Origin of the sequence: Pseudoalteromonas sp. SR44-2, from assembly GCF_014163745.1 — a bacterium.
In the GTDB taxonomy this organism is placed as follows: domain Bacteria; phylum Pseudomonadota; class Gammaproteobacteria; order Enterobacterales; family Alteromonadaceae; genus Pseudoalteromonas; species Pseudoalteromonas distincta.
This window is the reverse complement of the sequence record NZ_JACJDW010000032.1, coordinates 29,212-42,566: the sequence shown is the minus strand read 5'-3', so window position 1 is coordinate 42,566 and position 13,355 is coordinate 29,212. Positions and strand designations below refer to the sequence as shown.

Here is a 13,355-nt window from a genome sequence, read left to right as displayed (position 1 = left end):
GTATTTAGGCAAGGCAGAGCCTATGTAGTGTGGTTATTCCCCATAAATGGGCGATAACGTAGCATTAATGCCAAACAGGCGCTGCCCAAAGGGTTCTTTCTAGGGGCTATTTACTCTTTGTTGCTCGGTTTTTACTTAGCCCACTAGGTTACAAACCTCGCGCCGCGATTAAATAGCCCCTAGTTTGAACAAATTTTAATCCGCAAAGATCAACAGGCCCTAATTAAGTGATCTATTTTGCGCTAAGAAAATAGGGTTGATAACAAGGCAAAAACTTTTTTAACTAATTGTTATCACTAATTGCTCCTGCATTGCTCTACCTTTTGCATCCATGCAGTCGTATTTCATAATTTTTTACGCAGTTAGTGCAAAGTTTAATCCCTTGAATTGATCAAGTATTATTGCCGATCGATATTATATATTCTAAAAATAAAAAAACCGCATTAATAAAATGCGGTTTATAAACTAAAACTACTTTTAATTATTAAAAATAGCCACGAACACCAAAGCGGAAGTTTCTGCCTGGTAGTGGTGCTTTATCTTTAATAAATGAGCTATGTACAAAACCTAACTCATCAGTAATGTTATCAACGTTTATATACAGCTGTGCATCGACACTGCCTAAACCTAATTGGTAATTAGCTTGTGCATCAAATAACGTATAGCCATCAGTTTGAGTTTCAAAGGCAGTTACATCGTTTTGATCAAAGTAATGAGTACCCGTTAATGTTAGTTGTAAGTCACCTAAATCGTACTGTAACTCAGAGCCTAATTTATTGGCAGGGATACGTGGTAAATTACCTTCGTCGTGTTTTAGTTTTGCACGAGTTGAGTCACCAAATACTTTAACCATAGCGCTTGGTGTTACTTGGTAATGCGCGTCAAACTCAATTCCATAAAGCTCTGCGTCTTTACTTGTAAACTGATAAACCGCAACAGCATCGTCATGTGCACCAATAGCTGATTCTAAACCATCTTCTTCATCGTAAACTAAACCCGTATTTTCTTGAAAATAAAAGTTTTTGATATCGTTATAGAAAAAGTTAACGGTGTAACCAAAATCACCGCTAAAGCGTCTAAAGCTTAAATCTAAGTTTGTTGAAGTTTCTTGCTTGATATTTTCTGGCTCAAAATGCGCTTCATTATCTTCAATATTGTAACCAAGGCCTAGCTCGTACGTGCCAGTTGCGATGTGTAAACCGTTAGATAAAAGTTCTGCCGAAAGCGGTGCTCGTTCTGAATGAGAAATACTCGTAGCGATACTATGACCCGGCTTGTATTGCCAAATGGCACCAGCAGAGGCACTTAAATTGGTAAAACTTTCATTATACCCAATGGTTTCTTCGTCGCTGTGATCTATTTCTACTTCATCGTGGCTATGCTCGTGTGCCGTGATTTGGCTTTCAATTTTGTAATCTTCAACACGTGCGCCAAGTTCAATTGTAACGTCGCCAAATTCACGCTCTTCTAGTAAATATAATGCGTTAGTTGTAGTTACACTTGCAGGTGTAAATGCTTCTTCACCAATTGCATCGTAGTCAGAATCGCTGTAGTGATAGCCCATCATTCCGTGCCAATCAGCAAACTTATGCTCTACATTTAAACGTGCTTCAGTCGTTTTATTTTTAAAAGTAGTACCAATTTCGCCATCTTCAATTTCGCTGTGCGAGTAATCTGTATAGCCAACACGTAGGTTGATGGTTTCAATCCAGTTATTATGAAGGGCGTAACTTACAAGCCCTTGCCAGCGATCTTGCTCTAAATGTGCATAAACTGGCTCTTCAGCTGCTTCATCTTCATGTTCTGCATGCTCTTCTTCAGTTTCACCTTCGTGATCGTGATGATGCTCATGCCCAGGAATACCGTAATCAGTATCAATGCTACCGTATGAAAAACCAATCGTTAAATGATCGCCAACATAGCTGGTACCAAAGTTAAGTGTTTCGCTATCAATAAATGTGTTTTCTACAGAATTCTCTGTTTCTACATCGCCATCATCGTCGGCAATAGTAAAGGTAGGTGTTTGGTAATCATCGCCACTGCGCTTAGTGCCATCAAAATGAAAGTTAAAGCCTTCATTACCTGTTTCAAGTTTTGCAGCTACTGTGTTTGAGTTTGACACTGTATCGTGGCTGTATTCAGCAGCACCCGTAAGCTCGTCGATATTGTCTGTAGGGATGCGGTTATCAACCACGTTTACAACACCGCCAATTGCACCAGAGCCATAAAGTAGGGTACTTGGGCCACGTAATACTTCAATTTGTTCTGCTGCTAGGCTGTCGCTTGATGTTGCGTGGTCTGGGCCAATGCGTGATGCATCGCTGGCATCTAATCCATTTTGTGTGATTTTAACGCGAGGGCCATCTAAACCACGAATAATTGGGCTTGATGATACAGGGCCAAAGTAACTTGCATTTACGCCTGGTAAACCTTTTAGAGTTTCACCAAGAGTTGGTTTTGATTTATTTCTTAATTCATCACCTGAGAGCACGCTTACTGGCGATATCATCTCGAGGCTATTTTTATGAAGTGCAGAGGCATAAACAACCACTGTCTCAACTGATGTTGGTTTAAGTGACACAGACAGATTATTTGAAGATTCGCTTACAGCAATACGAGAGTCTACGTAGTTGTCTTTACTAATATGTAATTGGCTATTTGCATCGATTTCTATAGCAAATTCGCCTAAATCGTTACTTTTAACGCTTTGGTTTTTGCCATGCACATGAATTGAGGCATTTTTGATTGGTTGATTTTTATCATCCATTACTTTACCAGTAACAGTGGCAGCCAAAGCTGATTGAGAACATAAAACAGAAAAAATAGCAGAGGAGATTAATGTTAACTTTGTCATGGATATATTGGTTCGCGGTTATTATGTTGTGATATAATATAACACCGCAAAATCAGTGAATCAACAATGTTATAGTATAACTTTGTGTTTTGCGATGAATGATCTAAAAATGACGATTAAACCAATTTTATAAAAATTATAATAATAGGTATGTTAATAGAAATACCTATTTATTTAAGTGCGAGACTCATAGTGCTGCAGGTTTATCTGGGTATTTAAGAGCGGCTATCTATCATTATCAAATCTAGTTTATGCTGCGCTTTTGTCTGGTTTGTTATATCTATAGATTCAATCATTTCGCATTCGTCGCGGATCATCTCTGAAATAAGGCTAGGGTAGTGACGGCAGTCTTCTGGACGGTCAAGGTAAATACTGCAGGTATACATATTTTTAGCGAGAGGCTCCTTTTTAGGCGTAATTTCTAAAAATGGGCACACTTGAAGTCTTAAGCCTGTTTTTGGGTCAAACCAAATTTCGTTGTTTTTAACGTACTCATAAATTTCGGGGTTAAAGAGCTCCCATAAACCTATTTCTTCTTCCGTTGCGCTTAAGTCGCCGCCACCATATTTAATACAGCATTTACCACACTGGTTGCACTCTTTCATAATTTGCTAATTTAGTTGGCTGTTAACACATTTAAGTTAGGTATTAGTGTAGCACCAAATTTATTATTAACGCTCTACTGAATTGCCCCATTGTTTGCTTTTGGGTGTGTAAAAAAGTTAGATACAATAACTTAAGTTAAAACTCTTTGTTACATTTTATATAGTACAGGCTTTATTTAATGCTTTACTCTAAGGTGGCGAAAAATATTATGAAACCTGATTGGCAGCTATGTAGTTATTAAATGTTGCTGAGCGGGATCCCTAAGTAGGATGTAATTATGAAAGAAGCTGTTACTAAGTTAAAAACGGAATTTAATGCAAAGTTATTATATTGGAACAACCTCAAAAGTAGCAAAGCCAAAGCGGCAATCATCTTATTATTTATAGTTGTCATTGCACTTAAAGTGTTTACGACCATCTTTACGTTGGATTGGGTTTCAAGTTTATTCGGTGTATGAGGTTACTAAGAGTAATTGCGATAAAGTTTAATTACAGTGTGTTTAACGCCTACGCGATGTTGATTATTAATGTATTATTACGCTATACACCAAATTAAATAAATCAGTTGTTTAAATACATTTTAGCTAAATTGAGTCAGTAAATTAGTTTAGTTGCACTAAAGGATAACCAGTGATGATGAATACAAAAATATATAAAGCGGTACATGACCTAGCAGAAGATTTAATGGCGGCGGCTAACAAAAATAACCGAGAAAAATTTGAATCTTTATTTGCTCAATTAAAAGCGATTTGTATTGAAAACGAAAATACCTCAAAAGATCACCCAGTACAATGGGAAACTTTGGCTGATTTTACCGAAGAGCTAGAAGAGGCAATCACGACTTATGAAAAAGCATTAGAAAAGTCTGTTGCGATTAATAACAAAGATCACATGTCATCAGTTTCTTTTTCAATGGCTACACTGCAGCTAGAACTTGGTCAAAAAGACGAGGCTATTAAAAATCTTCAAAATGCTAAGGTTAGTGCTAATAAAATTGAAGACAAAGAGCTTAAAGCTGAAATACACGATCTACTAGAGTCACTTATTGAAGAAGAAGGTTAAATACTTAAAATTTACTAGCTCAGACAGCTATCCATATTAAATACTATTTCTTTGGATTTAGCTTAAGTTAATACAATTTAATGAAACGCTGATGGTTTATACCCTCAGCGTTTTTTTATTTCCGCTATTTATAGCTTATCCATAAAGTTCACAATGTACTTTGCAATCTCAACTGGTTTTTCTTCAACACTAAAGTGTCCTGAATCGAGTAAATGTATTTCAGCGTTCGGTACATCTTTTAAATATGCATTACCATTTTGTACAATAAGAGCATCAAGTTTATTTGGGTTATTTAACAACATTCTAAAGCCTACAGGAGCTCCAAAGTCTTGTATATAAAGGCTGTAGCGCTTTACTTTAAGTGTTGTTAGTAATCCTTCAACGTATTGAGCTAGTAATTCAAAAGTATATTTTTGAGTTTTTGGGTTTGGGCGTGCGCTATAACCAGAGCCTAAATAATCAGGTGCAATCACATGATAACGACCTGATAAGAGTGGGATCAATTCTCGGTAGCTGTGGAAGACGACGGATAACCATGTAAAAGTACAATGGTTTGCTTATGCTGCGCGCCAGCTTCTCGGTAAAATATCTTTTTACCGTTTACATTTACATATTTGTAAGTGGTTTTTGAAGGCCATACAGCATCAGCTGCATATACTTGAGCGGTAAACGTAGATATTGAAATTAATAAAAACACAATAAATGAGACGATGTGAGCAGGTTTTACTTTAAGGCTTTTTTGTATATCTAGGTGCATTAGTAAACTCGTTATTTTTGGTAATGACGCTTTATTAATTTACTAGACCTATTATTTACACATTTATATTCAGATAATAACGTTGTAGTTTCACAGCAAAGAAGTGTACAGCAGGAGTAAGTGAAGCTTTGGACCTTACAAGATACTGATGAGCCAACAGTGGGCTAGGGCGTTAGCTCTTTATTGGCCGCTTTTTTGTATTTGAAATAGCTTATTAAATAAACGGCTATTGGAATCGTTGGGCTTAAAAATATGTGAGGATGGAAATAGATACCACGTTCGTCATATAGAAACATATATAACACGAGCGCAAACGTTGAAGGTAAGGGGAAGATTATTGCACCGTGCCCAACAGCAGCAAATAGTGTCCACGAGAAAACACTAGGCCAAAGCACTGCTCTGATGTAAGCACCTTTATTAGTAGCTTTAGCCTTTTTAGCGTAATTACGTGAAACAAAATAAGATATTACTGTTGGAAACAAAGTTAAAATGATACTTAGCAGTATTAGCATAGTGATTCAATTCCTTTTGATATTATTTGCATAACCCAGTTTTTCACAATGTGTTAATTGGTTTGAGTTGATACCGTTTTTAAAGCAGCAATTTGCTTAATTTCATCAGCTGTTAATGCTTGATATAACCTAGGATAGGGCCAACCATAGCCCCATCTGAAAGTCGATGGTATATAAGGACTGCCACCAAATCGAACTCCAACAAGCATAAGGTTTGCTATACTCGTTTCGCCGGCTTCAATAACACACTGTTGCAAGGCTTTATCTGCTTCTAAACGTTGCCAATAAGTGCCACCTTGCCAGTAGGCGTAGTCGTGCGCTTTGCAACATGCAAGCCACAACTTTTTATCTTTTGTGGTGCCATCCGGAAAAGCACTACAGCCATCTGATGTGAACGGTTTTATATTTTCAGCATTTACTGTATTACTTAATATGACCAGTAAGACAATAAGACTGAAACGTATTACTTTCATGTGAAAGAGTGTATTAATAAAATTATACATGATTTTAAGTGTTACTATTTTAGTTACAAATAATAACACTTTAAAAAGTATATAAAAGGTTTTTACTGTTTATAGACCGCTGATGCCTATATGATAATTTTGATTAAGCGCTTTTTGTTTAGATATTCTATGCGTTCTATTTTCTTAGCTAGTTGCGAGGTGTTAATAGTAAAAGTGCTAGTTAAAAGATTTACTGCAATATTAGGTTACTGTTTACACATGGTGTGTTGCATTTGTACTTTAGGAGATTAGCTGTGCTAAAACAGATAGAAAATTGGATTGACGCTACAAATTTAAAATACAGTAGTCAAAAAGTGAGTTGTGATAAATTCAGTAATGAATTTGATGGGTTTTATCCTACCGAGTTTTTAAAAAACGCATATTACGTTGTTGTAGATCAAATACCAAAGCCAAACTTTGCGGGTCTGCGAGAAATGGGCCTAGGTGATTTTGTCGATATGGACGCGGCGGGTATAACGTATAAAAATACCTATTACCTACTTCCTGAGGTTGCAAAAGATTTGAGGGTTCATTTTCATGAGCTTGTGCATGTAGCGCAGTGGCTTAAACTTGGTCCAGACGCGTTTATGATGCGTTACATTAGCGAAATCCAACATGTAGGATACAATGACGCTCCGCTTGAAAAAATGGCATATGCGCTGGATACGCAATTTGCAAGTAGAGGCAATAAAATAGACGTGCTTAGGCACGTAGCTCAAACGCTGTAACTCAATTTTAGGTTGAAAGGAGTTTATATGTACAGAATTATTGGGTGTTTACTTACTTTAGCGTGTATTAATAGTAATGCAGCATCGTTTGAAGAAGATATTGTTTCAGCTTTGCTTGAGCGTACAACTCATGATGTGACTTACGACGGCGCTTATCGCTCTATTGGCTACCCTGGTGGGGATGTACCTAAAAATATAGGTGTGTGCACCGATGTAATAATTAGAAGTTACAGAAAGTTAGGTGTTGATTTACAGAAACTCGTGCATGAAGACATGCAAAAAAACTTTGCGCTGTATCCATCTAAACGTATTTGGGGCTTAACTAAGCCTGATAAAAATATAGATCACCGACGTGTTCCAAATTTACAAGCTTACTTTGAGCGCCATGCAAACGTATTGAGTATATCCAACAAAGTGAGTGATTATAAAACCGGCGATATAGTAACGTGGATGTTACCAGGTAATTTACCTCATATAGGTATGGTGATTAATGAGTTATCTCAAGATACGGGTAACCCACTTATTGTGCATAATATAGGGCGTGGTCCGCAAAAAAGCGATATGCTTTTTGATTATAAAATTACCGGACATTACCGGTTCGTTCCACACTATTGATAAGTTTAATAAACGATGGATGTAAGTATTGATTTCTATTTCAGATCAATACTTACATTGCCATTGGGTTTACAGCAGCACAACAGTATTTCGCCTTCGCGTACAAACGCAAGTGGCTCTTCGTTATACTCAACACTGCCTGACACTAAAGTTGCTCTACAAGCGCCGCAATAGCCTTCACGGCATTGGAATGCGACGTCTATTTTCATGGATTCTAAGCAGTGTAAAAGGGAAGGGCAGCCAGCGGTAAATTCTATACACTGGCTGTTTTCTGCAAGCGTTATGCTTGCAGTAGACTTGCTACTCATTATAAATCAAAATCACCAAATTCTGATGCATCAACTTGAGAGTCAATTTGACCAACAAGGTATGAGCTTATTTCTGCTTCTTGTGGTGCTACTTGCACGTTATCAGACACTAACCAGGAGTTTATCCACGGGATAGGGTTACTGTTATTTTCAAACTGTGCTGGCAAACCAATTGCAGTCATACGTGCATTGGTAATGTATTCAACGTACTGACATAAAATATGTTTATTTAAGCCAATCATCGAACCATCTTTAAATAAGTATTCGGCCCACTCTTTTTCTTGCTCTGCAGCATCAACAAACATTTTAATTGCTTCGTCGCGGCACTGGGCAGCAACAATCGCCATTTCTGGATCGTCCTTACCGTCTTGCATAATGTTTAAAATATGCTGAGTACCAGAAAGGTGAAGTGCTTCATCGCGTGCAATTAGCTTGATGATTTTAGCGTTACCTTCCATTAGCTCGCGCTCAGCAAATGCAAACGAACATGCAAAGCTTACGTAAAAGCGAATCGCTTCAAGAATATTTACCGACATCATAGCCAGGTAAAGTTTCTTTTTAAGCTCAAATAAATTAATGATAACTGTTTTACCGTTAATCTCGTGTTTGCCTTCACCGTATAAGTTGTAAAGCGATACAGAGTTAATTAAGTCATCGTAGTATTTAGTTACGGCATCAGCACGTTCGCTAATTTTATCGTTGCTAACAATGTCATCAAAAATAAGCTCAGGTGCTTGTGTTACGTTACGGATAATATGCGTGTATGAACGGCTGTGAATTGTTTCACTGAACGCCCACGTTTCTATCCATGTTTCAAGCTCTGGTAGCGATACAATTGGAAGTAGAGCCACGTTTGGCGAACGACCTTGTACACTATCAAGCAGTGTTTGGTATTTTAAGTTGCTTAAAAATATATGCTTTTCGTGATCTGGTAATGCTTGAAAGTCTAAACGGTCTTTACTTACATCTACTTCCTCAGGACGCCAAAAGAAAGACAGTTGCTTTTCAATTAACTTTTCAAAAATTGGGTATTTTTGTTGGTCGTAACGAGATACGTTTACAGTTTGGCCAAAAAACATTGGCTCTTGCATTTGGTTATTATGGTTTCGGCTAAAAGTAGTATAAGACATGTTTATCACTCAAAAAACTATCAGAAAAAGCGGGCTAAATGCCCGCTTAAAATAAAAATCAGCAGTTATATTTTACACGCGCCGCCTTCACAATCGTCATCTTCCACTTCTGGAGCATCTTCTTGTGAATCTGAGGCGCCATCGCGAGTATTGTGGTAATACAAGGTTTTAACACCTAGTTTGTACGCGCTTAGTAAGTCTTTTAATAAGACTTGCATAGGTACTTTACCGCCTTCGAACTTGTTTGGATCATAATTTGTATTTGCAGAAATTGTTTGGTCAACAAATTTTTGCATTATGCCAACAAGCTGTAAATAACCATCGTTTGATGGAATGTCCCATAGTAGCTCGTACTGATCTTTTAAACGCTCATACTCAGGAACAACTTGTTTTAAAATACCGTCTTTACTTGCTTTAACGCTAATATGTCCACGTGGTGGCTCAATACCGTTAGTTGCGTTAGAGATTTGCGACGATGTTTCTGATGGCATTAACGCACTTAGTGTTGAGTTACGCATACCGTGCTCTTTAATACTTGCACGTAGTGTATCCCAATCAAGATGAAGTGGCTCATCACAAATTTTATCTAAATCACGTTTGTACGTATCTGTTGGCATAATACCTTGTGAATACGTTGTTTCGTTAAACTTAGGACATGCGCCACGCTCTTTAGCAAGCTCGTTCGATGCTTTCATTAAGTAATATTGAATAGCTTCAAAGGTTTTATGTGTTAATGCATTAGCGCTGCCATCAGAATAACGTTTACCGTTTTTAGCTAGGTAGTATGCGTAGTTAATTACGCCTATTCCTAGTGTACGACGACCCATAGTTGCATTTTTAGCAGCCGGTACAGGGTAGTCTTGAAAATCAAGTAAGTTATCAAGTGCGCGTACTGCAAGTTCAGCTAGCTCTTCAAGCTCATCAAGTGACTCTATTGCACCTAAGTTAAACGCAGAAAGTGTACAAAGGGCAATTTCGCCTTCTTCGTCATTCACGTTATTAAGTGGCTTAGTTGGCAATGCAATTTCTAAACATAAGTTAGATTGGCGAATTGGGGCAACTTTAGAAATAAATGGGCTGTGCGTATTACAGTGATCCACATTTTGTAAATAAATACGACCAGTACTTGCACGCTCTTGCGCAAACATAGAGAAAAGCTCAATGGCTTTAATGCGTTTTTTACGAATAGACTCGTCTTGTTCGTATTTAACGTAAAGTGCGTCAAACTCAGCTTGGTCTTCAAAAAATGCATCATAAAGGCCAGGCACATCTGATGGGCTAAATAACGTAATGTAGTCGTCTTTAATTAAACGAGAGTACATTAGTTTATTAAACTGTACGCCGTAATCTAGGTGACGAACGCGGTTGTCATCTACACCACGGTTATTTTTAAGTACAAGTAGGTTCTCTACTTCTAAATGCCAAAGCGGGTAGAATAATGTTGCTGCGCCGCCACGTACACCACCTTGTGAACAACTTTTAACCGCTGTTTGAAAGTGCTTATAAAAAGGGATACAACCTGTGTGATACGCTTCGCCGTTACGAATGTGGCTACCTAGCGCACGTATTCTACCTGCATTGATACCAATTCCCGCACGTTGTGAAACGTATTTAACAATAGCTGACGACGTTGCATTGATTGAATCAAGGCTGTCGCCACATTCAATTAATACACACGAGCTAAACTGGCGAGTAGGCGTACGTACACCCGACATAATTGGCGTTGGTAGAGATATTTTAAATAAAGATACTGCATCGTAAAAACGTTTAATGTAATCAGTACGTGTTTCACGTGGGTAATCTGAAAATAAGCTTGCCGCAACTAAAATATATAAAAACTGTGCACTTTCGTATATTTCACCCGATACACGGTTTTGAACGAGGTACTTACCTTCAAGTTGCTTTACAGCAGCGTAGCTAAAGTTAAGATCGCGAGAATGATCAAGGTATGCATCAAGCTCATCTAACTCTTGCTCTGTGTAATCTACTAGTAAATGAGCATCATAGCGTTTATCGCCAACCATTTTTGTTACGTGGTCAAATAAACGTGGTGGCTCAAATTGACCGTACGCTTTTTTACGTAAATGGAATACAGCTAAACGTGCAGCTAAGTATTGGTAATCAGGCGATTCTTTTGAAATCTGATCCGCTGCTGCTTTAATGATGGTTTCGTGAATGTCTTTAGTACGAATACCGTCGTAAAACTGAATGTGCGACTTTAATTCAACTTGCGAAACCGAAACATTGTTTAAACCTTCGGCGGCCCACTCAATAACGCGATGGATCTTATCCAGATCAAGAGGCTCTTTACGCCCGTCACGTTTGCTTACAGATAACTGTTGGTTCATTTGCCTGTATTCCTTGGGAATTATGTATTTTGACCAATGCTTTATACCTCGCCGAGGCAAGGTATATACTCATTTATTATAAGTTTCGCCATATTTGCGAATTTAATTGAATAACATTTGGCCACAATATCTGGTGTTGTTCAATTTAGAGATCACAAGATAGTGTGGTCTGAGTTGTTTTGCAAGGGACATAATTGCCCCTATTTGTGGATAACTTCGGGATAACGTATTTGTGTTAGTAGACACTCACCTTCGAACAATCATTTAAGTTGAAATATGCAAAAATCAACTAATGATCTGCTAAATTTACGCATTTTAAAAATAAATTTTGACTGCTTTTTTTATCAGCAAGCTTTGCGTAAAAACTAACACAATCACAATATATAGTGTTTATTAATTAACATGGCACTATATATGGTTAAAACCATCAATTGGGCTTTGCCAGTTAAAATCAGCATTCCAGCTGTTGGCTTCATCAATACTTGGTATGTAGCCCCAAAGTGCCGTTGCTGTGCGCATACCTGCGGCTTTGCCTGCTTGTATGTCTCGCTGTGCATCACCAATGTACAAACAGCGTTTTGGTTGCACTCCCATAAGCTTTGCACAATGTAGCAGCGGTAAAGGGGATGGCTTAGCTTCAGCTAAGGTGTCGCCACTTATTACTACACTAGCATTTTTCAATGCGGGAATTGCTGCCACTAAAGGATCAGTTAAAAACCCTGGTTTGTTAGTCATGATCCCCCATTTGATCTTTTTCTGATCAAGGGCAATAAGCAACGATTCAACACCGCTGAAGCAATGCGTGTGATTTGCTATGTTTGCAGCGTATTCGTCAACTAATTGCTTAATAAGTTCGCTTTGAGGTTGTGTGTCCCATAACTCTTTAAAACCAGCCTCTAATAATGCGCCTGCGCCGTTAGATGCCGCAGGGCGGTATACATCACTACTAACTGGCTCTATTTTATTATTAATGAGAACTGCATTTAAAGCCGTACCTAAATCATCAGCGGTGTCGAGTAGAGTGCCGTCTAAATCAAATAAAAATGCATCGTACTCAATAAGGGGGAGGGGGGCTTGAGAGTTAGCCATTAAGCTAACTTCTCAAAGTACAGTATGTAATTTACGCTAACGTCACTATTGAGCGTATATTGCTTTGATAGTGGATTATAAGAAAGGCCTGTACTTGCACGAACTTTTAAACCCGCTTGCTCTGCCCATGCAATGAGCTGCGCAGGTTTTATAAACTTTTTATGGTCGTGTGTACCTTCAGGCACCATTTTTAAAAGCTTTTCAGCACCAACAATAGCGTATAAATATGCTTTAGGTGTTTTGTTCAGGGTTGAAAAAAACACGTCTGCGCCTGGTTTGGCAAGTGCAGCTACGGCATGAATGATAGATGCTGGGTCGGGAACGTGCTCAAGCATTTCCATACAGGTTATTACATCAAAGCGCTCTGGGTGTTGTGATGCAAACTCTTCTGCAGGCACTTTTATGTAATCTACATTTACGCCAGTTTCTAAACTGTGTAACTTAGCAACAGTTAAAGGCTCTTGCCCCATGTCGATGCCAGTTACTTTTGCGCCCATGCGCGCCATGCTTTGGCTTAAAATACCGCCACCACAGCCAACATCGAGTGTTTCTTTATCGAATAAGCCTTGCGTTTTGTTTGCTATAAAGTCTAAACGTAATGGGTTAATTTCGTGAAGAGGTTTGAATTCTCCGTCTAGGTCCCACCAACGCTCGGCGATGGCTTCAAATTTTGCTATTTCTGCGTGATCTACATTTTGATGTTCGGTCATAAAATACTTCCTCGTCAATCTGAGGCCATTATATAGGGCTAAATTGATAAATCGCAAAGTTTTGCGCCTGTAAATTAAAATTAATTGTGATAGCATGGCTGTTAGAAATAATAACAATACTCTTAATACCCAAT

Annotated in this window: 14 protein-coding genes; 4 read left to right on the top strand and 10 right to left on the bottom strand. The window is 38.2% G+C overall.

Annotated features, from left to right (window positions below):
• Positions 1-484 precede the first annotated feature (484 nt).
• Together H5115_RS16545 and H5115_RS16540 are read right to left on the bottom strand one after the other, a co-directional pair.
• Complete coding sequence (locus H5115_RS16545; protein WP_182756365.1) at positions 485-2,854, bottom strand: TonB-dependent receptor; 2,370 nt, start codon at positions 2,852-2,854, stop codon at positions 485-487.
• A 215-nt stretch (positions 2,855-3,069) separates the two neighbouring features.
• Positions 3,070-3,459: a YkgJ family cysteine cluster protein gene (locus H5115_RS16540; RefSeq protein ID WP_182756364.1), complete on the bottom strand. Its 390-nt coding sequence runs from the start codon at positions 3,457-3,459 to the stop codon at positions 3,070-3,072.
• 278 nt (positions 3,460-3,737) lie between these two features.
• On the opposite strand from H5115_RS16540, the gene H5115_RS16535 reads away from it, so the two are divergent.
• Complete coding sequence (locus H5115_RS16535) at positions 3,738-3,917, top strand: hypothetical protein (protein WP_182675589.1); 180 nt, start codon at positions 3,738-3,740, stop codon at positions 3,915-3,917.
• A gap of 175 nt (positions 3,918-4,092) precedes the next feature.
• Positions 4,093-4,521, top strand: coding sequence for a hypothetical protein (locus H5115_RS16530; RefSeq protein ID WP_002961147.1), 429 nt, complete (start codon positions 4,093-4,095; stop codon positions 4,519-4,521).
• A 128-nt stretch (positions 4,522-4,649) separates the two neighbouring features.
• Here H5115_RS16530 and H5115_RS20280 read toward each other — a convergent pair whose 3' ends face one another.
• The 3 genes from H5115_RS20280 to H5115_RS16520 form a co-directional block, all read right to left on the bottom strand.
• Positions 4,650-4,994, bottom strand: coding sequence for an alpha/beta fold hydrolase (locus H5115_RS20280; protein WP_310736291.1), 345 nt, complete (start codon positions 4,992-4,994; stop codon positions 4,650-4,652).
• A gap of 26 nt (positions 4,995-5,020) precedes the next feature.
• Complete coding sequence (locus H5115_RS20275) at positions 5,021-5,278, bottom strand: alpha/beta fold hydrolase (RefSeq protein ID WP_259396417.1); 258 nt, start codon at positions 5,276-5,278, stop codon at positions 5,021-5,023.
• Between the two features lie 565 nt (positions 5,279-5,843).
• Positions 5,844-6,263: a hypothetical protein gene (locus tag H5115_RS16520; RefSeq protein ID WP_182756362.1), complete on the bottom strand. Its 420-nt coding sequence runs from the start codon at positions 6,261-6,263 to the stop codon at positions 5,844-5,846.
• A gap of 284 nt (positions 6,264-6,547) precedes the next feature.
• Between H5115_RS16520 and H5115_RS16515 the strand changes: the two genes are divergently transcribed.
• Positions 6,548-7,021 carry a hypothetical protein gene (locus tag H5115_RS16515; protein WP_182756360.1) on the top strand — a complete coding sequence of 158 codons (474 nt, stop codon included), beginning with the start codon at positions 6,548-6,550 and terminating at the stop codon, positions 7,019-7,021.
• 27 nt (positions 7,022-7,048) lie between these two features.
• Positions 7,049-7,636, top strand: coding sequence for a DUF1287 domain-containing protein (locus H5115_RS16510; protein ID WP_182756358.1), 588 nt, complete (start codon positions 7,049-7,051; stop codon positions 7,634-7,636).
• Between the two features lie 35 nt (positions 7,637-7,671).
• On the opposite strand, the gene yfaE is transcribed toward H5115_RS16510, so the two are convergent.
• The 5 genes from yfaE to ubiG form a co-directional block, all read right to left on the bottom strand.
• Positions 7,672-7,944, bottom strand: a complete 273-nt coding sequence (gene yfaE, locus H5115_RS16505; protein WP_182681337.1) for a class I ribonucleotide reductase maintenance protein YfaE — start codon at positions 7,942-7,944, stop codon at positions 7,672-7,674.
• Complete coding sequence (nrdB, locus tag H5115_RS16500; protein WP_002961159.1) at positions 7,944-9,074, bottom strand: class Ia ribonucleoside-diphosphate reductase subunit beta; 1,131 nt, start codon at positions 9,072-9,074, stop codon at positions 7,944-7,946. Before nrdB ends, yfaE begins: the two co-directional genes overlap by 1 nt.
• Before the next feature lie 65 nt (positions 9,075-9,139).
• Entirely contained in the window at positions 9,140-11,422 is a 2,283-nt protein-coding gene (nrdA, locus tag H5115_RS16495; protein ID WP_002961160.1) for a class 1a ribonucleoside-diphosphate reductase subunit alpha, read from the bottom strand.
• A 408-nt stretch (positions 11,423-11,830) separates the two neighbouring features.
• Positions 11,831-12,511, bottom strand: coding sequence for an HAD family hydrolase (locus H5115_RS16490; protein WP_182756356.1), 681 nt, complete (start codon positions 12,509-12,511; stop codon positions 11,831-11,833).
• Complete coding sequence (gene ubiG, locus H5115_RS16485) at positions 12,511-13,221, bottom strand: bifunctional 2-polyprenyl-6-hydroxyphenol methylase/3-demethylubiquinol 3-O-methyltransferase UbiG (protein WP_002961162.1); 711 nt, start codon at positions 13,219-13,221, stop codon at positions 12,511-12,513. The genes H5115_RS16490 and ubiG overlap by 1 nt, the downstream gene beginning before the upstream one ends.
• Positions 13,222-13,355: the final 134 nt, after the last annotated feature.